At 50.6% G+C, this 24,263-nt stretch carries 16 protein-coding genes and 1 riboswitch; of the genes, 5 read left to right on the forward strand and 11 right to left on the reverse strand.

Annotated features, from left to right (window positions below):
• Positions 1 to 27: 27 nt before the first annotated feature.
• Positions 28 to 4,890, reverse strand: coding sequence for a hemoblobin-interacting domain-containing protein (locus AC0YN0_RS24180; protein WP_475823565.1), 4,863 nt, complete (start codon positions 4,888 to 4,890; stop codon positions 28 to 30).
• A gap of 83 nt (positions 4,891 to 4,973) precedes the next feature.
• Positions 4,974 to 5,057, reverse strand: a riboswitch (cyclic di-GMP riboswitch).
• A gap of 400 nt (positions 5,058 to 5,457) precedes the next feature.
• On the opposite strand from AC0YN0_RS24180, the gene AC0YN0_RS24185 reads away from it, so the two are divergent.
• Positions 5,458 to 6,216 (forward strand): MBL fold metallo-hydrolase, encoded by a 759-nt coding sequence (locus AC0YN0_RS24185; RefSeq protein ID WP_475823566.1) that lies wholly within the window; start codon positions 5,458 to 5,460, stop codon positions 6,214 to 6,216.
• A gap of 149 nt (positions 6,217 to 6,365) precedes the next feature.
• Here the strand turns inward: AC0YN0_RS24185 and AC0YN0_RS24190 are convergent, their stop codons facing one another.
• The 7 genes from AC0YN0_RS24190 to AC0YN0_RS24220 all read right to left on the reverse strand — a co-directional run bounded on the left by AC0YN0_RS24190 (position 6,366) and on the right by AC0YN0_RS24220 (position 15,681).
• Positions 6,366 to 7,484 carry a hypothetical protein gene (locus AC0YN0_RS24190; protein ID WP_475823567.1) on the reverse strand — a complete coding sequence of 373 codons (1,119 nt, stop codon included), beginning with the start codon at positions 7,482 to 7,484 and terminating at the stop codon, positions 6,366 to 6,368.
• A 119-nt stretch (positions 7,485 to 7,603) separates the two neighbouring features.
• Positions 7,604 to 8,179 (reverse strand): helix-turn-helix domain-containing protein, encoded by a 576-nt coding sequence (locus AC0YN0_RS24195; RefSeq protein WP_475823568.1) that lies wholly within the window; start codon positions 8,177 to 8,179, stop codon positions 7,604 to 7,606.
• Between the two features lie 122 nt (positions 8,180 to 8,301).
• Positions 8,302 to 9,321, reverse strand: coding sequence for an S-layer homology domain-containing protein (locus AC0YN0_RS24200; protein WP_475823569.1), 1,020 nt, complete (start codon positions 9,319 to 9,321; stop codon positions 8,302 to 8,304).
• Positions 9,322 to 9,521: 200 nt separating this feature from the next.
• Positions 9,522 to 10,664 carry a response regulator gene (locus AC0YN0_RS24205; protein WP_475823570.1) on the reverse strand — a complete coding sequence of 381 codons (1,143 nt, stop codon included), beginning with the start codon at positions 10,662 to 10,664 and terminating at the stop codon, positions 9,522 to 9,524.
• Positions 10,636 to 13,818: a hybrid sensor histidine kinase/response regulator gene (locus AC0YN0_RS24210; RefSeq protein WP_475823571.1), complete on the reverse strand. Its 3,183-nt coding sequence runs from the start codon at positions 13,816 to 13,818 to the stop codon at positions 10,636 to 10,638. Before AC0YN0_RS24210 ends, AC0YN0_RS24205 begins: the two co-directional genes overlap by 29 nt.
• Positions 13,819 to 13,900: 82 nt before the next feature.
• Positions 13,901 to 14,740 (reverse strand): SDR family oxidoreductase, encoded by an 840-nt coding sequence (locus AC0YN0_RS24215; protein ID WP_475823845.1) that lies wholly within the window; start codon positions 14,738 to 14,740, stop codon positions 13,901 to 13,903.
• A gap of 38 nt (positions 14,741 to 14,778) precedes the next feature.
• Positions 14,779 to 15,681, reverse strand: coding sequence for a LysR substrate-binding domain-containing protein (locus AC0YN0_RS24220; RefSeq protein WP_475823572.1), 903 nt, complete (start codon positions 15,679 to 15,681; stop codon positions 14,779 to 14,781).
• 180 nt (positions 15,682 to 15,861) lie between these two features.
• Here AC0YN0_RS24220 and AC0YN0_RS24225 point away from each other — a divergent pair, with 180 nt between their 5' ends.
• The 4 genes from AC0YN0_RS24225 to AC0YN0_RS24240 are packed head-to-tail and all read left to right on the forward strand — an operon-like array spanning position 15,862 to position 20,450.
• Positions 15,862 to 16,977, forward strand: coding sequence for an extracellular solute-binding protein (locus tag AC0YN0_RS24225; protein ID WP_475823573.1), 1,116 nt, complete (start codon positions 15,862 to 15,864; stop codon positions 16,975 to 16,977).
• Positions 16,950 to 18,662, forward strand: a complete 1,713-nt coding sequence (locus AC0YN0_RS24230; protein ID WP_475823574.1) for an ABC transporter permease — start codon at positions 16,950 to 16,952, stop codon at positions 18,660 to 18,662. Before AC0YN0_RS24225 ends, AC0YN0_RS24230 begins: the two co-directional genes overlap by 28 nt.
• Positions 18,659 to 19,828: an ABC transporter ATP-binding protein gene (locus tag AC0YN0_RS24235; RefSeq protein WP_475823575.1), complete on the forward strand. Its 1,170-nt coding sequence runs from the start codon at positions 18,659 to 18,661 to the stop codon at positions 19,826 to 19,828. The genes AC0YN0_RS24230 and AC0YN0_RS24235 overlap by 4 nt, the downstream gene beginning before the upstream one ends.
• Before the next feature lie 10 nt (positions 19,829 to 19,838).
• Positions 19,839 to 20,450: a metallophosphoesterase gene (locus tag AC0YN0_RS24240; protein WP_475823576.1), complete on the forward strand. Its 612-nt coding sequence runs from the start codon at positions 19,839 to 19,841 to the stop codon at positions 20,448 to 20,450.
• Between the two features lie 78 nt (positions 20,451 to 20,528).
• Here AC0YN0_RS24240 and AC0YN0_RS24245 read toward each other — a convergent pair whose 3' ends face one another.
• Genes AC0YN0_RS24245 through AC0YN0_RS24255 form a run of 3 tightly spaced genes read right to left on the reverse strand, consistent with a single transcriptional unit; the run spans position 20,529 to position 24,183 of the window.
• Positions 20,529 to 21,656 carry a Ger(x)C family spore germination protein gene (locus AC0YN0_RS24245; protein ID WP_475823577.1) on the reverse strand — a complete coding sequence of 376 codons (1,128 nt, stop codon included), beginning with the start codon at positions 21,654 to 21,656 and terminating at the stop codon, positions 20,529 to 20,531.
• Positions 21,653 to 22,729: a GerAB/ArcD/ProY family transporter gene (locus AC0YN0_RS24250; RefSeq protein WP_475823578.1), complete on the reverse strand. Its 1,077-nt coding sequence runs from the start codon at positions 22,727 to 22,729 to the stop codon at positions 21,653 to 21,655. The genes AC0YN0_RS24245 and AC0YN0_RS24250 overlap by 4 nt, the downstream gene beginning before the upstream one ends.
• A gap of 14 nt (positions 22,730 to 22,743) precedes the next feature.
• The gene (locus tag AC0YN0_RS24255; RefSeq protein ID WP_475823579.1) at positions 22,744 to 24,183 is read right to left on the reverse strand and encodes a spore germination protein; all 1,440 of its coding nucleotides are present in this window, start codon (positions 24,181 to 24,183) and stop codon (positions 22,744 to 22,746) included.
• Positions 24,184 to 24,263 lie beyond the last annotated feature (80 nt).

Raw genomic sequence — 24,263 nt, forward strand, 5'->3', positions numbered from 1 at the left:
TGGAGGCTTCTTCGACGATCTTAGCGATTAGTCGTTAATCGAAACGGTGTGAGTATCCGTTACGGTTCCGATTCTTGCAGTAATAGTTGCAGTACTGTCATAGGCACTTGAAGTGACTCTTAGCTGCCCGCCTGTAGTAATAGTAACTCTGCTGTTATTGCCATTTCTTGAATCAGTTGTCGTTACGGACCAAGTAACCGTCTGACCAGTCATAGCTTGACCGTACTGATCAAGCACTTGGACTGTATAGTTCTCGGTAGCTGTACCGTTATTCGGGATACTAATCGAGTTATCACCTGAGATAATGATCGATGTGACTACTGAAGCTGCTTTGGTAATCGAGATACTCAGGGTAACGGCCGAGAGTCCATTTCTCGTTGCTCTTAGCTCTATTGTCTGAGCTGAAGCACTGCTGTGAATCGTAAGGGTTGAACTTGAGTACGTAATTCCCTGTTTATTGCCTCCAACAAGACTTAAGGTTGGATTTGCTCCACCAGTCATTACATTCCCATATTGATCAAGGACGCTAACCGTATACGATTCTGTTTTATTACCCGCTCCGGCTAGCGGTGCTGCAATACTGGTTGCTCCATTGATTCTCAACGAGGTTGCGACGGAAGCTGATTTGGTCAGATTGACCGTTAACGTTCCGCTAATCGCACCTGATGTGGCTACGATTGTAATATTGCCAGCAGCGGCCGTATTTGTAACCGTCAGCAAGCCAGTGTTGGAAATCGTAACTCCGCTCGGTGAACCTTGGATACTCCAGGATACAGCTTGACCCGTCATCGTTTCATTGTATTGATTTTTAACCGTTGCCGTGTAAATTGTTGTGGTGCTGCCTACAGCTGCCGTCGGAACAGCATACGATGTTGATCCAGCTACGGTAATAGAAGTAACCACAGGAGCAGGTCTTTGAACCACGAAGTTAACCGTCGTCACGTTGCCGGCAGCATCCGTTACAATCAAGGTATAGCTGTTGTAGTTAGTTACCGTATGCGCTGTATTCACTGCAGATCCATTCAGAGTAGCTGTCCCCTCATTGAAGTACAACGTCACATTCGACGTATAGACAGTGCCATTCGTTACACCTGTTACAATTGGTGCGACTTTGTCGATGTTCGTGATCGTTACGACCTCACTCGACGTGTTACCCGCTGCATCGGTCGCTCTAAAAGTGAAGCTGCCGTTCTCTTCGAACGTGTGGCTCGCTGCCTCCAAAGTGCCGTCTGCCGATGTTGCCGTTACGATAATCGATTGATTCGTCGGTGCGGTGTTGTACTCTCCGATCGTTATCGTCGGTGCGACTTTGTCGATGTTCGTTATCGTTACTGTCTTCGTTGTTGTGTTGCCCACCTCATCTGTGGCAGTAAAATCGAAACTGCCGTTTTCGTCGAACGTGTGGCTCGCTGCCTCCAAAGTGCCGTCTGCCGATGTTGCCGTTACGATGATCGATTGATTCGTCGGTGCGGTGTTGTACTCTCCGATCGTTATCGTCGGTGCGACTTTGTCGATGTTCGTGATCGTAACGACCTCACTCGACGTGTTGCCTACTGCATCGGTCGCTCTAAAAGTGAAGCTGCCGTTCTCTTCGAACGTGTGGCTCGCTGCCTCCAAAGTGCCGTCTACCGATGTTGCCGTTACGGTGATCGACTGGTTCGTCGGTGCTGTGTTATATGTTCCAATGGTAATCGTCGGTGCAACCTTGTCGATGTTCGTGATCGTTACTGTCTTCGTTGTTGTGTTGCCCACCTCATCTGTGGCAGTAAAATCGAAACTTCCGTTTTCGTCGAACGTGTGACTGCTCTCATTGAGCGTGCCGTCTACCGATGTTGCCTTTACCGTCACCGATTGGTTCGTTGGTGCTGTGTCGTACAATCCGATAGTAATCGACGGGCCTACCTTGTCGATGTTTGAGATCGTAACGACCTCGCTCGACGTGTTGCCTGCTGCATCGGTCGCTCTAAAAGTGAAGCTGCCGTTCTCGTCGAACGTGTGGCTCGCTGCCTCCAATGTGCCGTCTGCCGATGTTGCCGTTACAGTTACTGACTGATTTGTCGGTGCTGTGTTATATGTTCCAATGGTAATCGTCGGTGCAACCTTGTCGATGTTCGTTATCGTTACTGTCTTCGTTGTTGTGTTGCCCACCTCATCTGTGGCAGTAAAATCGAAACTGCCGTTTTCGTCGAACGTGTGACTGCTTTCATTGAGCGTGCCGTCTACCGATGTTGCCGTTACCGTCACCGATTGGTTCGTTGGTGCTGTGTTGTACGATCCGATAGTAATCGACGGGCCTACCTTGTCGATGTTTGAGATCGTCACGACCTCACTTGACGTGTTGCCCGCTGCATCAGTCGCTCTAAACGTGAAGCTGCCGTTCTCGTCAAACGTGTGGCTCGCTGCCTCCAACGTGCCATCCACCGATGTTGCCGTTACGGTGATCGACTGATTTGTCGGTGCTGTGTTATATGTTCCGATGGTAATCGTCGGTGCAACCTTGTCGATGTTCGTTATCGTTACTGTCTTCGTTGTTGCGTTGCCCACCTCATCTGTAGCAGTAAAATCGAAACTTCCGTTTTCGTCGAACGTGTGACTGCTCTCATTGAGCGTGCCGTCTACCGATGTTGCCGTTACCGTCACCGATTGGTTCGTCGGTGCGATGTTGTACTCTCCGATCGTAATCGTCGGTGCGACTTTGTCGATGTTCGTGATCGTTACGACCTCACTCGACGTGTTGCCCGCTGCATCGGTCGCTCTAAAAGTGAAGCTGCCGTTCTCGTCAAACGTGTGGCTCGCTGCCTCCAACGTGCCGTCTGCCGATGTTGCCGTAACGGTGACCGACTGATTCGTCGGTGCAGAGTTGTACGCTCCGATGATAATCGTCGGTGCGACTTTATCGATATTCGAGATCGTTACCGTCTTCGTCGTTATGTTGCCACTGGCATCGGTAGCTACGAAGTCAAAGCTGCCGTTCTCGTCGAACACATGGCTGCTCTCATTGAGCGTGCCATCTTCCGACGTTGCCGTTACCGTTATCGATTGATTCGTCGGTGCTGTGCTGTACGCTCCGATGACAATCGTCGGACCGTCTTTATCGATATTCGAGATCGTTACCGTCTTCGTCGTTATGTTGCCTGCGGCGTCGCTTGCTACGAAATCGAAGCTGCCGTTCTCGTCGAACACATGACTGCTCGCATTGAGCGTACCGCCAACAACTGTTGCCGTTACAGTGATCGACTGGTTCGTCGGCGCCGTGTTATATGCTCCGATCGTGATCGTCGGAGCGACTTTATCGATATTCGAGATCGTTACCGTCTTCGTCGTTGTGTTGCCTGCTTCGTCTGTTGCTACGAAGTCGAAGCTGCCATTCTCGTCGAACACATGGCTGCTTGCATTGAGCGTACCATCCGTAGAAGACGCTGCAACCGTTATAGATTGATTCGTTAATGCCGTATTATATGGGGCAATTACGATGACAGGGCCTTGCCTATCAATATTGCTGACCGATGCTGTCGCTGAACCCGTATTACCTGCAGCGTCTCTAAAAGTAAACGTAAAGTTTCCATTCGCTGTAAACGTATAGCTTGTCGACCCTCCATTATTCGTTACGGTTATCGGTTCGCTGCCGGTTATAGTTGCCGTTACATTACCGCTTGTAGGTGTTGTAATGGAATAACTGACTATGGCCGTCGGCGGAGTTGTATCCACCGGCCCGTTCGGTACAATCACTTGCTCCACTGTTGCATCACTATATCCGCGTGCGCTTACAGTAAGCTGATGTAATCCTTGTTTGAGCGCACCTGTTTTGAACGTAATTTTGCCTTTGCTGATCGAATAGTTTGTGCTGGGTACGTTCGCCCCGCCATCGCTAATCGCCGTAATATTTCCGCGCCAATTGGAATTGTCATTGAACGTGATCTCAATCGGATTTGATACGGTGTTCGCTGTCGTATCCGCTTGAAGAGAAGGCGGCGAAAGCACGATTGGAGCAGCGTTGATTCGTTGAGAGACACTCGTATTTTTGTAATCGTCCGCTAGAACCGTAATCGTATGAGTCCCTTTGGTCAGAATACCTGCTTGTAAAGTAATCATACCGGCACTTACCACATAGGCGGATGAATCAAGCGCCGTTCCATCCACATTGACGGAAGTGATTGCACTTCGCCAGCCTGCATCATCCCTGAACGTGATCTCGATCGGATTAGCAGTATCATTTTTTGAAGAATCACTTCGAAGCGATGGTGCATTGCGAAGCACTGGAGGTGAAGTAATCACCTGTTCAACCGATGTATCATAATAGCCTCTGGCCGCTACAGTGACCGTACGGTTCCCACGGCTAATAACACCGGCTTCAATCGTTATTTTACCTTCAACGATGCTGTACTTCGATGACCGCAGCGTTGATCCGCCGACCTTCACGGATGTAATCGCTTGTCGCCAGGCCGCATCATCCGCGAACGTAATTTCAATCGGATTGATCGTATTGTTGCTCGTTGTGTCGGCCTCCAATACCGGACCGGGCAGCGGTGCTGCCACGATCGTTTGAGACACGGCTGCATCTGTATAACCAGTAGCTTTAATTGTAAGTTCGTGCAAACCAACGCTTAGGACACCAGCGTTAATCGTCAACTTACCTGAGCGAATCGAGTAGTCGGCAGATTGCAGCTGCGCCTCGTCACTCTCAACCGATGTGATCGCGCTGCGCCACCTGGAGCTGTCGCTAAAAGTAATCACGATCGGATTATCCGTATCGTTGGTGGTCCGATCCGCACTCAGCTTAGGCGCTTTGTTAGGAGATGCTGCATTAGCGGCTGCCGGGGAAATAACTAAAGCTATCAAGGTAACGAGTAACAAATTAATGAATACATGCTTGACTTTATGTCGCAACATCAATTCCTCCTGAGGATAAATAGAATGGACAACCAAAAGTTAACAACACAAAAAAACCGACTTGATCCAATTGTCACTTAAAAATGGATTCAGGTCGGTTGCACTACTAGCTCCTGCGAGTTTAAGTGCCCAATTATGGACTCGCAATCATCGCTTCCCTATGTAATTATGTTCGTGCTTGTACTTTCCATCCCCCTAACTGGATATTAGGTAATTAAGACTAGAAACTTCGTTTGAATCTAGTAAAATAGTATTACTTGTTATGTGATAATTATAGAGTTTGCACCCAAAAATAAGCAATATAAATTTTACATTCTTTTACAACATAAACTTTTCCTATCCGCTAGGATTCGACAGTCATCCGGATTCCTTTTCGACATTCCTCCGCTTTTAAGAAATGCCTCCTTTTTATAACAAAATGATTATTGACAAATAAATATTTTTATGTTATAATAAAATATTTTACAGTTTACACAAACTTCTCTTCCTGATAAGATGTTTTATGCTTGCATGAAGACACGGATCAGCCCGTGATTCTTCAACATCTGATTAGGGAGGTTTTTTTGCATGCAACAACAAAGCGGAATACAGGCCTTATCTATTTCGGCCGAGATGATGGGCAAGACGGAAACGATCTTTCCTACTGTGTTATGGGACAAGGAGAACGTCATATTGGTCGATGCCGGGTTTCCCGGACAACTCCCGCTGCTGAGAGCCGAATTAGAGCGAGTTGGCATTCCAATCGATCGGGTGAACCGCATTATTGTAACGCATCAGGATCTTGATCATATCGGAGGTTTGCCTGCGATTAGGGCTGCACTTCCGCAAAAGCCAGTTATATATGCTTCCGCTCCAGAAATACCGTACATTCAAGGCGAACGGAGGCTAATCAAAATTACGGATGCCGCGATCGAGCATGCTATCCGTTCGCTTCCTCCGGAAGTGCCCGAAGAATGGAGATCCGCATTTCGAAAAACGCTTGAGCATCCTCCTTCGGCTTCAGTCGATTCCGTGCTGGAATACGGGGAGCAGCTCCCTTATTGCGGCGGTATCGTCGTCATCAGCACAACTGGGCATACGCCAGGTCACATTAGCCTCTATCATAGACCGAGCAAGACGCTTATCGCTGCCGATGCGCTCAGGGTCGTCGACGGACAACTGCAGCTTCCCGATCCGAATCTATGCACGGATTATGAGCAAGCCTGCAGCTCCATATCTGAGCTTGCACAATACGATATAGACACTGTCATTTGTTATCATGGCGGCATCTTCACCGGTCTAGCAGGCGAACGCATCCGCCAGCTAGCCAGCGGGACGGCTGGTTAATTTATTGCGAATGATATTGGACCCGGCTGTAACCTAGACTTCAAGCATATACAAACAAAGAGGTTACCCCTATCGTCCAATTGGACGTTCCGTTTAGGGATAACCTCTTCCTATGTTTTTCGAATTGTCAGGAGCACTGCTCTGCGCCGTTACTCTCGTAAGCCGATTTTGCGCAATTGATTCCGTTCATGGCTCAAGCCCAGATTAGCGAGCGTTCTCATGCATAATAAGAACATTTTGCGGTCATCGGGAATGATTTTTTTGTATTGGAGATTGCGAATGGTTGCAAGCTTCGTCTCCGCATCGGCTTGATCCAAAGCGGTTTGCAGCAGCTCGGCGCTTTCCGGCGTATCGTTAGCCACTGCCGATAGGCCCTGGCTGCTCGAACCGGATAACGGCATAACGCCTACCGAATCCAACGTGTGCCGCCGAACGCGAGCTGCCCGCTCAGCCTTCACCTCGTCGATATGCAAGGCAAGATCGTCCATGGCCTCGATGCCGAATACACGCTTGAGTCGGTTCACCGCATATCGCTGCCCTTCATTTATCTCCTCTGGCTCCCGCTTGTGAACGTCGGCCAAATACGCTTGACCCGATCGATAATTGTTGTACAGCACACTGCGGTCTGTACATACAATTCGGAGAAATTCCTCTATGTTTCTGGCAACTATCGCTATTTCATTGTCGAAATCCATAGGAGAGACAACGGCAATATAGGCGTTCTCCAAGTCGGCAACCGTACCGAAGTCAGTAACGAAGCAATAATGAATGCCATCCACTCCTGGACTTGCGAACGGGATAAAGTCAGGCGGCGTGCAAGCGTAACGAAAGTCCTGCTTCTGCATGAGCAGGCCCAGCTTCAAATCCATATCACGGCCAAGCTCCAGCTCGAGCTCGTAGAGACGGATTACGGTTTGCGGTACAGTATACTTGCCATATTGGCCATGAACCTCTGGGGAAGGCTCTAGTACCGGCTTATCTTCATCGCTTATCCGGCCGAATTTCACTTTGTTCGAAAGATTGTCTCTGTCTATGCTAGCGTAAGCTTGAATGATATCAGGCACATATTCCCTTGTCATCTGAATGCCCTTCATCACCTGGAACAGCGTATGCAGCTTAGGTTGCTCCCACTCTAAAAGCACCGTTTCCGTAATCTCTCCCTGCCAATTGAATTCAATTTCCAGCAGATGATCGATCTGATTCCGGTGCTTGTCGGTCAACAAATTCATTTCCTTAATGATGAGCTCGATTGCAGATTGCTTGTCCATGTGCAAAACCTCCCGGCTTATTGAATCTCCCAGCATTTGTATGACCTGTTGTTTTATTACGCATCGCGCAACAAGTTGTTTCAACAGAATGCCGGCCGCAGTCAAGCAATCCAATCCTTTTATACAATCTCTATAATATTCTCTTCCGGAATCGACAATTTCCTTTTCAAAGCCGCGAGATGCTCATCGTTCATATATTTCTCCTGCCGTTCGAACATCCCCAGATAGGAGCCCGTGATGCCTATAGCCTCAGATAGTTCGGCTTGAGTCAGCTTAGACTTTCTCCGAATCGTTCTGAGCTCCAAAACAATAAATCGGTTCGGTCTATTCGTTGTTCCCAGAATACCGTTCTTGCCGTTGCTTTCAGTTCTTGCTGCTTTGTATTGCTCAAGATCTTTGTTTGCCTTTTCCAGTCCCGCCACTCGCTGTCTTAATTCCATAATTTCTTGCTTCAGCTGTTCGATGTTGTTATCACCGTTTGTTACGGGATTGCCTTTTGCATCAACAAACAGCAGCACATCGCTAACTGGAACGCCGAGCATGGCGCAAAACCGATCGATCGTTTCAAATGATATCGGCTTATCTTTATTTATTTTTGCGGTAGTCGTCGATGACATCCCTTCTTCGTTCACGATATCTGTAATTTTAATATTTCGGTAAGCAATAACTTTCCTTAACGGTTCGAAAGATAACATTTTCCGTTCACCTCTAGTTGCAAATATTTCAACGAACTTCTTATGGTTAAAAAAGAGCTACCCCGTTCAACAAGGACCGTTGATTAGGGATAGCTCGCCAGCATCCAGGACCTGTCGCCCGCCTAGATAAGCCCGGACTTCATAAGCAATCGTCGGATGATTATGGCTGCCTCTGCTTTGGATATATAGGTTTTTGGAGCCAGCTCGGTACCCGTCATGCCGACAATAATGCCTGCTTGCAAACAGTCGATGACGCTGCTCTTCGCCCAACCCGAGATCAGGCCTGCGTCAATGAACGCACTTAATGTTTGTTCAGCGGAGGCGGAAGCGGAAGCGGAGGCCAGCTTCGCCTTAAGCCCTGTCAGCTTCATTGCTTTCGCTATGATTTCAAAAGCTTGCTCGCGAGTAATGAAGTCCGCCGGATGAAACTTGCCGTCAGCGAGCCCGCCGATCAAGCCATAGGTGTGCGCCGTGCTAGCCGAGCAGTTGAACCAATCCGCGCTGTTAACGTCCGGGAACGGAGTTATGCCGCTTTGTGGCTTCAGCCCAAGACCTTTCACGATGGTATCGGTATATTCAGCGCGCGTGATCGATTGATTCGGGTTAAAGCATCCCGAGCTATTGCCTTGGATGATCATCCGCGAGCCCAGATCATTCACGGCTTCTCTCGCCCAATGACCCGCCATGTCGGCGAATTGGGCCGAGTGCCCTACGAGCACGAACCGGCTGTTCGTCAAGCTGTTCACTTTGGCGTAATACTTGCCGCCCTCGACAACGATCTTCGTCGGCACATGGCGGGTATCCCCGTCCGCCTCGATGACGACAGCAGTCGTTATTTGCGAACAATCAACGCCTTCCGGCACTGCAATCGTTCTTTCCACATAAGACTCGAACGAGGTCACCTCGATCGTTTTGTTGCGATAGGTTGCTTTTACAGTAAAATGGTTAGGGTTCACGAGGATTGTAAATTCGCCAGCGATTGCCGCTTGTTCGGCAAGCTGTTCCGATTCCGCGGTCGAGGCGGCGATTTCAACCTCAAACACGATTTCTTGAAGTTTGGCCTTCTTCCCGAACTGATTCAATAAAGGGTCTGTCTTAATCTGACTCACCGGCAGCATATACGATGTTATATCGGAATGCATAACAAGAATTGTCTCTTTTTGTTTCCTTTGCTTGACCATTTGACCACTGAATTGACCTACCATAACATCCGCTCCGTTATTGCCGGAATCGTTACTGTTGCATGGCGGCTTACCGCCGCAAGCTTCTCTTCCAGTATCGTAAGAGCAGTATAACAAAGGTCGCTAAATGGATTCTAAAACAAAAAAAAAGGCCCTCCAACCTAATCATTTAGGTTAGAGGACCTGATCATTTTCCCTTGTTCATAGCAGCGGACCATACTTTCAGTAGGCCCAATATCGAGTTCGTCTTGAAGGAGCGCCACGAATGACTCGTAGTATCGCTGACGAGCTTGCCAATCGTCCAGTCGCTCATAGCCTTCCAGAACAAGCATGCATAGCTCCTCGGAATATGGCGATTTCTCATGCGCGGACAATAGCCTGTTGACTGCTTTCCTCACGAGGCCTTGGCTTATTTCATAGCTTGCAAGCTTGGTAACGAGATGAATATATTTGTCTAGCAATCTGCTTCGGTACATTTCCGCCCAGTCATAGTCCAGTCCGTCAAGATAGTCGCCACGATAAAGCGAAAGAGCTCTGTCGACATGAACAACTTCGATCTCGGTCATCATCGATTCGGAGCTATCCGAATGAAGGTCGAATTCAGCCGTGTCGACCTTGACTTCACCCAGCACCAGCCGATATTTGTCTAGAGCGTACTCGATCGCAAGCGTTGTCCCCCACTCTTTGAACAGCTTGCGGATTTGGGATACGGACGTATGAAGATAGGTCAACGCTTTGTCATACGGATAGCCTTGCCATATCATGTCCAATATCAATTCCTTCGCAACCCAGCGATCCGGCTGCATAAGCATATAAGCGAACAGCTCCTGCGCCTTAGCCGTCTTCCACTTCAGAACCTGCGTCTTGCCGGATTCGTATTCAAGCGACAAACAGCCGAAGCAGCGCACCATAAGCCGATCCGATGAAATCGTCTCGCGGTTCGGAACCCTTTTCTCGATCTGATTCAGCGTTTTGGCGAACCGCTCCTCCTCGATCGGCTTTAACACATAGTCCAAAGCCTGCACCTCGAAAGCCTCGATCGCATATTGGGAGTATGCGGTTATGTACACAATCCGTATGTCCCCCGGCATTTGTCCTATGTAAGCGCCTGCCTCTAGTCCATTCATCTCGGGCATCCCGATATCCAGAAAGGCTACATCGACTGGCGATTCAGCCAAATGATCCAGCGCCGCCTTCGCGGACGTATATTTCCCCTCAACCCGGAAGCGGCCGTCGGCTGCAATCAGCATTTCCAGATGGTGCAGCGCGGGCTTCTCATCGTCTACCAATATGCAGGTTAACATCTTGATCCCCCTTTGACGCTTCGTAATCTCTCATGGATGATCTAGGCAGCTTGAAGCCGACTTCCGAACCGACAAGCGGCTCGCTGGCTACATGGAGTTGTTCGCCGTAAAGCGAGAGCAGTCTTCTGTTAATATTGACTAGACCGACACCCGAGCCGAGACCAGGCTTCACTACGAATAGATTCGTAAGCTGCTCGCCCGACATCCCTACTCCGTCATCCGATATAAGCACATGCAGCGCCTCGTCCGACTCCCATACTTTAATCTTAATCGTACCGCCTGCCGCCTTCTGCATAATGCCATGCCTAACCGCATTCTCGACTATCGGCTGAATCGCAAGCGGGGGCAACAGGAGATTCGGGCTCGCCTCGATCTCGTATTGCACCTGCAGACGTTCTTCGAAACGAGCTCCTTCCAGCGTCAAATAAGCTTTGATCAACTCAAGCTCCTTCTGCAGCGGAATAAGCTTATCATGACTTTGAAAATCGAAGCTGCCTCGCAAATAAGTGCTTAATTCGGTAAGCAGCTGTGTCGCCTGGCTTGGATTTACTTTCGACATATAAATAATGGTATTGAGCGAGTTGTATAAAAAATGAGGCTTGATCTGCGCCTGCAGGAAGGCCATCTCCGTACGCACGGCGTTCTGAGCGGAACGCCGCAGCTCAATTAACGTTCGCACTCTCGCACGAAGCTCGCTTGCTTCGACCGGCTTGCTTAAGAAGTCATTGATTCCGGAACGAAAGGCGAGCTCAATCTCTTCGGCCCGCCCGCGTGCAGTCAGCATCAGGACTGGCAGCTCGGATAGCGAATATCTGAGCCTGATCGTTCTGCTAAGCTCAAGGCCGGACATTTCCGGCATCATCCAATCCGTAATGACCAATTCAACCTCCGCGCGATCGGTTTTGTCCAACATTACCAGAGCTTCGGCACCCGTCTCGGCGGCAATGACGTCGTAATCGTCCATGATCAGAATATCGCGCAGCACTTGCAAATTGATCGGATCGTCGTCAACAATAAGGACCAGTCCTCCGGCGGCGTCCTCTTTCGATGCGGCAGCTTGCTTCATGGTAACTGCGACTGATGAATCGGATTCCAGAGTCGGAACGATGATCGCCGGTTGATGGCTTTGGCTGTAGCCGCTATAGCCAGCCTCATCGACTGCAGCGGATGAAGCTGCTGGCACGGAAAACTTAAATACGGCTCCTCTGCCAAGCTCCGACTCCGCCCATATCGTTCCGCCTCCAAGCTCGACCAGTTTCTTCGTAATGCTAAGTCCAAGTCCCATTCCCGCAGGATTGTAGACGTCGTCTACGATGTGCAGCGTTTCATTAAAGGAAAGAAAAATAGTCTCCAGCCGGTCCGGCGCGATGCCGACACCGGTATCCGCTACGGTAATGACGATCATAGGTCCTTCGACATCGGCGGATATCGTAATCATTCCTTCGCGCGTGAACTTCACGGCGTTGCCCATCAAGTTATACAAGATCTGCTGCAGTCGATCCTCGTCTGCGCGCAATAGCGGCAATTCATCCGGCCATTGCTGCACCCATTCGAGCTTGCGGTTGCCGACCGAATGACGAAATACTTCTAGAATCGTGGAAACGATTGATCGGAGATCGACATGTCTTTGCTTGAGAACGACGTCGCCGTTCTTCAGCTTCGCCCAATCCAGAATATCGTTAACGAGCAAGGATAGCCTTTTGCCCGAAGCCATAATAATCGATAAATGATGCCGCTGCTTCGGATTCATGTCCCCAGCGATGCCTTCCATCAGCGACGATGCCATATTGACGATGCCATGCAAGGGCGTCCGCAGCTCATGCGACGTATTGGCCATAAAGTCGTTCTTCAGTTCGTCAAGCGTCAGAAGCTTCTGGGATAACTGCTCCACCTTGCGGAATGAACCCGCATACCGGTATGCGAAGTGAAACGCCTGTGTCATGACGAACAACAGAATGCCGTAAGAACTAAGCAATTGGCTCTCCATGAGACCGTATACGTTCATCAGGTTAACCGCGACTACGACCATAATACTGATACCGTTCATAAGCATGAACAGCACGTTTATGGAACGAAAACGCAAGCTTCCAGCCATCAAAAAGACGACATAGAGAAATAGGCCGATATTAAGCATGTATATCACGGTTCCCCACTGAGAGAACAAAAACGGCGAAATCGTAAGAGCGATGAGCACTTGAATGCCGCTTGTCCACTTCACGAGATGCATCACCCGTCTATTTGCCATCGCCGGGGAATCCGTTGCTACATAATGTACGATGAAGTAATAGACGAGTGTGGTCGCTATCAACTGCAGTCTCAGCACCCATTCGTAGGGTGCGGAAGGCAGTATAAAGCCGATCAGCTTCTCTCCATGAGTAAGCACATAGACAAGAGCCGCTACCGCGAAGCCGCCCAAGTACAGCACCTGCTTCTCCTGTCTCCGCAGTCGGTACAGCACGAAGAAATACACGATGGACACCATGAAGCAGACTGCCGTCAAAATATCGCCGAAGGCGTTCGCATCCCTGCTTCTTAATATCGATTTATAGTCGCCGAAGGTGATGGCGTACACCATGCCGCCCGACGCATAGCTGTAGTTCGCCACTTGAACGATAACCTCGACTTCGCCGCCGCTTACCGTGAACACGCCTACATAGGGAATGTTGTCCTGCGTACCTTGCTTGCTTGACTTTCCAGGCAAGCCGCTGGCGCCGACTTCCGTTCCGTTCACGAAAATCCGGTTGGAGGAGCGGATATTGTTCGTCTTAATTCCATAGACCGTCTCTCCCAGATCCTCCACCATCACACGCAGCCGATACGTCGCATACCCGTCCGCTCCCGTCTCCCCTGCCTGAGCCATGTAATGATTCCAAATACCCGGCACCTCTACGATGTCATCTGCGACCGGATTCGAAGCCGTTTCCCCATTTTTGTGAAAATCGCTCGGCGTCAACAGCTGCTCCTTATACAATTCCCACTCGCCCTTGAGAGGCGCTATTCCGTTCTCCTGAAAATCCCATTCTCGCAAATCAAGAACGCCGGCTTCGGACGATGGATACATCGACGATTTAATCAATTGATTCGTAATCCAATAGATCGGAAACGCAATAACGACGAATCCGATTAACAGCGCAAGCGCCAACTGTTTTCGCATTGAAGTCTCCTTGACGTCTTTTACATTTTACAAGTTAAAATATAGGTTACGCGTATTCAGCACGCCTTCAACACCGGGGTGGTCACTGCGCTACCTGCTGTTCGCTCCATGTCCAGAACTTAGCGGCAAGCTCCGGGTCAGCGCCCCGCTTCGATACTTGCACTGGCTTGCGATCGATGTAGTAAAGTCCCGTCGACGCTCCGCCTGCCTCGCTGGAGGCCAAGTATATCGCGGTATCCGCTCCCTTGAGCGGAGTGCGGAAGAACGGACGCACCATTCTGAGCACCGTCTTGCCGAAGCCCGTCGTCCGGTCAACGCCGATATTCGTGCCTACCGCTCCGGGGTGGACGCTATTAACCGTCACATTCGTGCCGGCAAGACGCTTTGCCAGCTCCCTCGTGAACAAAATGTTCGCCAGCTTCGACTGCGCGTACCCCTTCGCCACATTGTAGCCTTTCGTTAAAAAAGGATCGTTAAAGTGAATCCGGCCAGCCTTATGCGCTCCTGAAGAAACGTTGACGATTCGGCCTTGCGGCGCGGCCTTCAGCAAATCTAGCAGCTCATGAGTGAGCAGAAAATGTCCTAAATGATTGACGCCAAGCATCGACTCGAAGCCGTCCTTCGTCGTCGCGCGTTTCAAGGAAACGACGCCGGCGTTATTCACAAGCACATCCAATCGTCCATAACGCTCCTTGAACGCTTGCGCGAAGCTGCGGATGCTGGCCAAGTGGCCGAGATCGCATAACATCAGCTCGATCTCCGCTCCGCCGCAAGCAGCGCGCGCCTGCTCCAGCGCCTGCTTGCCCCGCTCCTCGCTGCGGCAGGCCATAATGACTTTAGCCCCCATCTTAGCAAGCTCAACGGTCGTTGCGAAACCCATGCCGGAATTTGCTCCGGTTACAATGACCAGCTTTCCGTCCATTTTCCCCAATTCTATTCGCCCCCGTTAACACTTATTTCCTACAGCTTATCATTGTCGTTCATCCGTTGTCTCATATATTCGATGAAAGCTCGCACTTGGGGCGACAATTGCTCCTCGTCACGATAGGCCAGACATATTTGCCTGCGATTAACATAGCTTGGCAGCTCGCGCATGACGAGCTCACCGGCCTTGATCTCCCGCGCTACGCTGCGGCGCGGCAGGATACCGATGCCCATATTGCACTTCAGCGCTTCCTTGATCGTTTCAATCGCGCCTAGCTCCATAACGGCCGACCACTGCAATTCGGCTTGATCTGCCCACTCATCTGACAGCGTACGCGATGTTGTTCCTGTCTCATGCAAGAGAAAGGTTTCCTCACGAAGATCATCGATTGTTATGTCCCCGTAATCCACAAGCCGATGCTGCGGAGACATGAGCAGTTGAAGCTCATCGGTCAATAACGGGAGTACGATTAATCCTGTTTCCTGCGTATGACCAAGCGAGACAATCGCCGCATCAATCTCATAATTGTGCAGCATCGCAAGCACCGATTCAGCCTGCTTCACGTTCAGCATTAAGCTCGCCTTCGGATACAAGCTGCGGAACTCGGTTAAATAGGACGGCAGCACATAGGTCGCCGGCGTATAACTGGCCCCGATCCGAAGCTTTCCTTCTCCTTGCTCCCGCCGCTCAGCCATCGTCTGCCTAGCTTCGTCCATGAGATAGACGATCCGTTTGGCGTATGGGAGAAGCTCGGCGGCGGCATCGTTCGGATGAAGGCTGCGCGAGCGCTTGCGGAACAGCTCAACACCCAGCTCCTCCTCAAGCTTGCGTAGATGAAAGCTGACCGTCGGCTGTTTGAGTCCGAGCTTGCCCGCGGTTTCGGCTAAAGTCCTCCCCCCGCATACTTCCAAAAACACTTTCAACTGCTGCACATTCATTAATTCGCCCCCCATCAGCCTTCTTCTCTTCGTTCATTTTAATATAGATAAAATCTATATGAACATCAATATTCATAGAGCATATTTAATAAAATCTGAAACTCTACTTTACGCCCGTCTAACAAACGATTGCTACATTTAACGTGTACGAAAATAGATTATCGGAGGGAAACACAGAAAATGAATAAAACGTGGAGTCGTAAATTGGGGTTCTTGTTAGTAGCAGCTGTCATGATCGTAATCGCCGCATGCGGCAACAACGGCACGAACAATACCGGCAACAACAGCAACGCTCCTGGGGGAGAGGCTGCAACAAACGCGCCGACTACTGAAGCGCCTGAAGCAAGTCCCGAAACCGTCCAAGACGCAGGAACGCTGACCGTCTACTTAAATGATTTTGATGAAATGATCGTTCCTCTGTTCGAAGAAGCGACAGGTTATAAAGTCGAGGTAGTTGTCGGCAACGGCGCAGAGATTATGTCCCGTGTCGAAGCAGAGAAAGGCAATCCCCATTGGGACGTTCTCTGGCTCGACTCCATGCCGTCCATCCACAGCCTAGGGGCTAACGGGCAGTTGCTTGAGGGCTGGACACCGAATAATGCGGCTAATCTGACGGACTTCGCGAAAGCTTTCGTCCCGGAGAAACAGTGGTACTTCCCTACCGGCGCGCATGCAGCAGGCGTTATCGTTTATAACACGGACAAAGTCAAAGCCGAAGATGCTCCGAGTACGTGGGAAGCATTCGCCGATGCCAAGTACAAGGGCATGCTCGGCATGGCCGATCCCGCAGTCGCTGCGCCTGCTTATCCGTTCGTATCGTGGTTTTTCAATGAAAAAACGTTGGATGGCGGCAAGGAATACTTTAATTCTCTCATGAAAAACGATCTGCATGTGTATCCGAAAAACCCGAACGTCGTTAGCGCGCTGACATCAGGCGAGATAACAGTAGCTGCCTTGCAGGAAAGCAATGCCTACAAAATGAAAAACGACGGCGAGCCGATCGAAATCATTTGGCCTGAAGAGGGAGCCCCTGCATCCGTTCGCGTAGCCGCAATCCAAAAGGATACGAAAAATCCGAATGCAGCCAAAGCGTTCGTCGAGTTTCTGCTTGATGCCAAGACGCAGCAGGCGCTCATCGATCAAGGCGAGGAAAGCTACTTCGAGCCGTCCGTTAACGGCGTGCAGCCGAAAGCGGATCGCGCTGCCGGAGCGAAGCTGGTAGCTACAGAAGCAGTATGGGCATCCGAGAATGAAGCGGCGATCAAGCAATGGTTCGCCGACCAGTCCGTGCAATAGCGATGGGACACATCATCAAGGATCGTCTCGGATGGTCCGTCAGCATCATCTTGTTCATTCTTGTTCTCTATCCCTTGGCAGCAGTCATGATTCAGGTGCTGCTGCCCGGGGTTTTCTTCGGCAGCTGGCAGCTAGGCGACGTTAAGCTTCTATTGGAAATTTTCCACCGCCCGCTTTGGCAGAAGTCGCTTGAGAACTCCGTTCTGCTCGGTGTCGGCACAACGGCTCTTGCCGCAACGCTTGGCGGCGTACTCGCCATGATTCGCTCGGCTTGGTCGTTCCCGACTGCCAAGCTGCTGGACGGTGCCGTATGGCTGCTGCTCATCACGCCTTCCTTTATATTGGCGCAAGGTTGGGTACTGTTTGCTTCAGGCAACGGGATCGCCGCAGGTGTGCTCGGATGGGATTGGGTAACGGACGCCGTCTTCCAGCCCATGGGACTTATTGCCATTATGACGCTTAGCAAGTTCCCGTTCGCTTATCTCAGCGTACATGCCGCCATGGAGTGGAAGGTCGATCAGCTGTCACACGCAGCAAGGTTAAGCGGAGCAACGCCCTTCGCCGTCTGGCGAACCGTTCAAGCCCCGCTGCTCATGCCATCCTTTCTTGCGGGAGCGGCGCTTGTATTCATGGATACGATTGGCGACTTCGGGCTTCCGGCCTCTATCGCCGCCGTCTACAAGTTTCCGACCTTGCCTTACTCGATCTATTCCGCGATCTACACGTCGCCAATCCGGTTCGACATGGCCGGCGTATTGTCGTTCTACCTTGTCGCGCTGATCGGAATCGCCATGTTCGTCCAGTTCTATGCGATGCGGCGCGCCCGCTTCGACTTCCTGTCTGCCCGCGCCGTGCCTTCCGTGCCGATGCCCGCCGGCAAATACGCGGCTCCGCTAGCGATCGCGAACATCTTGTTCTTATGCGTCGTTATTGGCATACCGTTCGGCGCAAACGCCATGATGTCGCTGCTGAAGCAGCAGTCTGGCGGACTAACAATGAGCAATTTGACGCTCGATCACTACCGGAAGCTGTTCGAAGGCTCGCAAGAGCTGCTGAGCGGACTTGGCCACTCTTTAATGATAGCGGCAGCAGCCGCTTTGCTAGGACTGCTCGTCGGACTAGGAGTCGCTTATGTGCTCAGCTACTCGCAGTTCCGCTACAAGCGGACGATCGAAGTATTCTCTATCGTTACGCTGGCCGTTCCGGGCGTCGTGCTTGGCATCGGATATATTTTCGTATGGAATCAACGCTGGCTCTCTTCCATCGGCCTGCTGCTGTACGGTACGCCATGGATTCTTGTCCTTGCCGCGATTGCAGGCGCCATCCCCGTCATAACGCGGCTTATGGTCGGAGCAATGGCCAAAGTACCGCATAGCTTATTAACAGCGGCTCAGCTTCAAGGCGGATCTTTCTTCAGCCGGATTCGTTTCATTCTAATCCCGCTTATTCGCGGCGCTTTGCTCTCTGCGGGACTGGCGGCTTTCGGCTCAAGCGTATTCGATCTAGCCGTTAACTCGATCTTGTTCCCGCCGAACTTCATGACGCTTCCCGTCTCTATTAATAAGGCGTTCGAAGACTTGGACTTCGGGTATGCTTCAGCCGCTACCATTGTCGGCTCTATTATTGTCATTACGATTATTCTGGCGATTGAGCTGCTGCTTCGCCGCAAAGAGGTGCGACTATGAACATGAATCTATCAGCTATTGCCATGGAAGAGCTTCCTGCTTCCACCGAAAACAATTCTAAACCGCAAGCGGCAATGCTGCTGGAAGTAAGCCAACTAACGAAAAACTACGGCTCCTTCCAAGCGCTTAGAGGCATTTCATTCGATATGCGCCAAGGTGAAATCATTAGCGTGCTCGGCCCTTCAGGATGCGGCAAGTCGACGCTGCTTCAGCTTGTCGCCGGGCTGGCCAGTCCCGATGAAGGCCACATTAAGTTGGACGGCCGCGTTATTGCGTCTAGCAAAAGCATGCTCCCGCCCGAGAAACGCGGGGTGAATATGGTGTTCCAGGATTATGCGCTTTGGCCGCATATGAACGTCACCGAAAACATCGTTTACGGTCTTCGGAGGCAGCGTATGGATCGCCGCGGCATCGAACAGCGGCTGACCGAATTACTGGAGCTGCTCCATCTGGAGGGGCTGGAGCATCGGCTGCCCCCGCAGCTGTCCGGCGGTCAGCAGCAGCGTGTTGCGATCGCGAGGGCATTAGCCACCAGACCGAACCTAATGCTGCTCGATGAACCGCTCTCCAATCTCGATATGAGGCTGCGCGTCGAGATGCGTACCGAGATGGCCTACTTGTTCCGCAAGCTCGGCATCAGCGTCTTCCATGTCACGCATGACCCGGATGAAGCGTTCGCGATGGCTGACCGGCTGCTCATCTTGCGAGCGGGCGGAATCGACCAATTCGGGACGCCGCAGCAATGCTACAGCAAGCCTGCCAGCCGCTGGGCTGCTTCGCTGCTCGGCGCCATTAACGGCCTGCGCGGGACGTTCGTCCATACGCCGCAGGGGGCTGCGATACGGATGGGCGAGCGTTTGCTGCATGGCATAACACCTAACGCTGACGAACATTTTATCGAAGGAAGCGAAGCCATTCTGATGTTCCGGCCGGAAGAAGCGACGATCCTTCAGGACGTAAATGTCGAAACCAGCAACGCCTTGCAAGCTGTCGTGCTTCATTGCACTTTCGAGGGCATACGCTGGCGGTCGGTCGTTCAGACCCAGGAGGGGCAGAGGCAGAAGCTGTACGTCTTGCATGAGGAGCCGTTGTCTTCCGGTGACCGCATCGCGGTCAGGCTAAGACCAAGCTCCGCTTTCATATACAACTTTGAGGAAGAAAGGTAGACGATCGATTTTGCCCAAAAGCAGACTGCTTGCCGTATCCGATATTCACGGACATCAAGACGCTCTTAATCAGTTATTGCAACAAGCAGACTATGACTCTAGCAGTGATCGGCTCATTTTGCTGGGAGACTACATTAACGCGGACGATGAATCCTCCTACGGAACGCTTGATCAAGTCCGTCAGCTTGTCTCTCAAGGAGCAATCGCGTTGCTCGGCAATCAAGAATTGAGGCTTGCCAAACCACGTAACGGGGAGTTGCGATTCCCTAAGCAATGGTCTTGGCTAAGCTCGCTGCCCCTATATACCATTCAAGATCACTTTTTACTAGTGCATGCAGGAATCCGTCCCGGCATTCCGCTCGAACGGCAGAGCGTCCGCGATCTGACAGAAATTCGCGACGACTTCATCCGATCCAAGGCCGAAAGGTTCGGCGAAGAGGGACGTTATACGATCGTGTTCGGACATACGCCAACCCATCGCCTGGGCGCTGTGCCCGGACAACTCTGGTATGGCGACAACCGAATCGGCATCGATACAGGCGCCAAGCACGGCCACCAGCTTACGCTCGTCAATCTGCATGATGGCATCAGCTATGGCTGCTCTACGGCGCCAGCTTTATAAGCATTGTTGTTAGCAAATGAAAACGAGCCGGACGCTCCGTTGTTTCCCATAGGAGCGGCTCCGGCTCGCGCCTTGTCCTTACATGAATTTTCCGTAATTTTTGATTACAACCTCCGTGCTGCAGCTAACCTCTATCCTCGGGTATGCCTCGTCCCAATTCAAGCTCTTCCATTCCGCATAGCTCATGCTGTTCCTGACATGCTTCCCGATGCCTAAGCTGTCGGCTTTATGCTGCTGCATGTTGGCAATCATCTTCTTCGCCTGCAGCGTTACGTACTCCGCTACCAGCTTCTCCAGCTTATGGCGGTCTTGATCTTCGCCAATCTTAAGAGCGCCGACGTATTCCAGTACCGAGCCCTTGACGACCATTCGGATTTGAACGCGTGGTACGCCGTCTCCCCCATGTGCCACCTTGATTTTCCGGCTGCTGACCATCGAGCTGAACAACAACCGTTCATTTCCCAATCCGGCTTTACTCAGATCGATGCTCATCTCGCCGCGTCTGAAGTTCTGGCGCAAAATCGCGAATATAAGCGCGTCGTCAGCGTCGACTCGGCTTACATAGCGATCCCCCTGGAACAGGGCAATGCCGTCCAAGGCAATGTTCTTGCCCTTCTGCTTCAATATGGGCGCAACCGAATCGATGCCGTCGTCATAGAAGTCTCTTGTAAAATCGTACAAGGTGACCGTCGGAATCATCATGGCGGAAGCTTCCTTATCCAGCATGCGGTCCATATACTGACCCGGCCTCGGGTGCTCCGGATATCGTTTAATGAGCAGCTCGTAGACGCTGCCGTTCACGATCGTGATCTTCACGCGCTGGGATATGGCCGGATCGCGCAAGAGCGTATCGATATGCTCCCGAAGCCCTTTCTGGGCAAGCGTGACTCCGAACAGCGTATTGCGGATTTGTCCGCTGACGAGCGAAAGTTCCGTTTGTCTTGAAAATTCGATTCTCGCTTCCTTGCTCGAAGCCACGACAGCCGACATCGTCTCCCGTTTAATTTTCCCTTCCGGATCGGCTTTCGGAACGGCAATCGTCACTCGCAGCTTATCCTTTTCGCCTTCGTTCTCCGCCGGAACGAGATCATATCCCGTGGAATGGATGAAACCCATCTTTTCCAGTATTCTCTCGTCTCCGCAGCCCGTGAGCAGCAGAAGCGCGATAAACAACAGAAGCCACGCATGCTTGCGCAGGAGGATCATTGCCTTGCTCTCTTGTTCACGAGCAGAATGGCGATCAGCATGAGAGGAAGGCCGAACGCAACGCCCGTCTCCGTATATCCCAAATATTGAAGCCACTCTCCTATCTCGGGAATTGTATCCGGTATCCAAGCAACGAAGAACACCGCAACAATGATTATCAACGTAATCAGATTATCCTTTACTTTCGGCATCATCCGTTTCACCATTTCCTGCGATGCCCATACGTACATCGCTATCGTCGCGACCGTCGTGAACAAGAAGAACGCGAACAGCAGGTTATCGATGCGTTCAATGAACGGCAGCTTGATATACGACAGTAGGTCAAGCATCGGATAGACCATCAGCTTCAACTGATCAAAGCTGTAAAATCCGAAGCATATGAAGCAAATGAGCATATAAGTAAATGCGGTCAATAAATTGCCATATTGCACCGCCCTCATAAATTTTTTGCTTTTTTCAACGTATGGAAACAATAGGATGCAAAGCTCGTATCCAATGAAAGAAGTGAATACGCTCATCCCCCCTTGTACAAAATGCGTCTCTCCGTTAAAGAAGAAAGGGGTCAATCTTGCCCATTCGAAGTCTCTTACATAAAATAATAAAATCAAATACATCCATGCTGTCACCCAATAGAAGGTCGTAAGCGCCTTGGATATGTTATAGATGCCTTTGATGACGAGAAAATAAACCAAAATATCGACCAGCAGCTTGACCAGCATGACATGTGTTGTGCTTAACGACACCATTTCGAAGATAGATACGTAGTTTTTCGCGACTATGCAGCCCGTAATTGCCCATAAGCAAGCCAAAAACGCATACAGCGGATACAACAGAAATTTCGGCAAAGACATTTCTAATATTTGAAAAATGGACTTCCCTTTGCCGAAGCGATATACGACCGAGATGATGAAGATGTTCAGAGCGGCGACACCGGTGAAACCAAGCAAGGCAGCCCACCCGTTGTACCCGAAATTTTCCGCAAGCATACGAGGCAAACTTAGAATGACAACTCCCGTTTGGGTCATATAGGTAAGTATCATGACGTGAAAAGGATAAAGCTTCTCCTTGGCCAACTCCCGTTCTCCCCCTACTGCTTCATTTTGTTTCTGCGCATATTCGGCGATCTGGATATGGTAGGTCTCTCCTTCAGCGATGCGAAGGGCGCTCTCATGAATACATCCCGCCAATCTTTAATGTTCATAGGCGCAACAGGGGACAAATAGGAGGCCTTCAAGCTCGTTAACCCCGACAAGTGGATAACGATCATGACAAGTCCCATCATGAGTCCAAGATTTCCTAGCAACCCCGCCAGAATAATCAATCCGAATCGGATAAGACGAATCGACGCGCTCATCACATAACTCGGAATAACGAAAGAAGCAATTGCCGAAGAAGCTACGGCGATGATTAATATATTGCTTGTCAGACCCGCTTGAACGGCTGCTTGGCCAATAACGATACCGCCGACGATGCCGATCGTTTGACCGATCTTGGTTGGCAGTCTCGCTCCCGCTTCCCTTAGCAGCTCGATAGTCGATTCCAGCAACAGCGCTTCGTATATCGGCGGAAAAGGCACCCTTGAACGCGATTCCGTTAACGTCAGCAGCAAATCCTCCGGAATCATCTCATAATGAAACGTCGTTACGGATACATACATCGCCGTGAACGTCACCGTGATAATAAAAGCTACAAACCTTAACAGTCTGGTCGCCGTCCCTAGCATCCACCGCTGATAGTAATCGTCCGGCGAAGAGAAAAACTCGAAAAATGAGGCAGGTGCGGAAATAACGGAAGGGCTGCCGTCGACGATGACGATGACCCGGCCGGCCACAAGCTTCGATACTGCCGCATCGACCCTCTCGGTCGTTGGAATAAGCGGGAAAATCGAGTTCGGAAAATCCTCAATATATTGAACGAGCATATTGCCGTCCAATACCGCATCGATCTCGATCTTCGAAATCCGCGAATGCAGCTCGTTCACATACTCCATATTAGCCAAATCCTTAATATAGAGAACATATACGCTCGTTTTCGTAACCTCGCCAACCTCAAGCTTCATCGTTTTCAGATGCGAGCTTTTTACCCTCATCCTTATCAAAGATAAGTTGGTCTCCGCAACTTCGTTGAACGAATCATGCGGACCGGTAATGATCGCTTCCGTCTCGGATTGTTCAATCGAACGGGAGTCAGGCTTTGAGACGTCGACCGCATAACTGCTGTTTTCAAAGAAGATGGCTACCGCTCCGTCTAATATAGCCTTTATGAAAGGTTTGTTTTCATTGATCTCAACATATTGGGAGTGGTTGAGAAGCCGTCTAGCCTCATCGCTGCTCGCATTCGAGAAGGGCACGGAAACATCTCTCGTGAATTGATCGCTCCCGACCAAATGCTCGAAGAATACCATCTCCATCCCAATATCGGAAAACGTATAATGCACGAAGTCCACACAATCATTAAACTCTTCCAACGTATGCTGAAGCGTAGGCTTCATGTTGTCCTTATCGTTCTCGGATTTCGATAAAACCATAAGTCGTCAACTCCCGCCCGTATCGCTTTTAACTACCTTAATTTGAGCTTTAGGCAGGATATTTATACCAAAGCAAATAA

Source organism: Paenibacillus sp. J22P218, assembly GCF_056269195.1.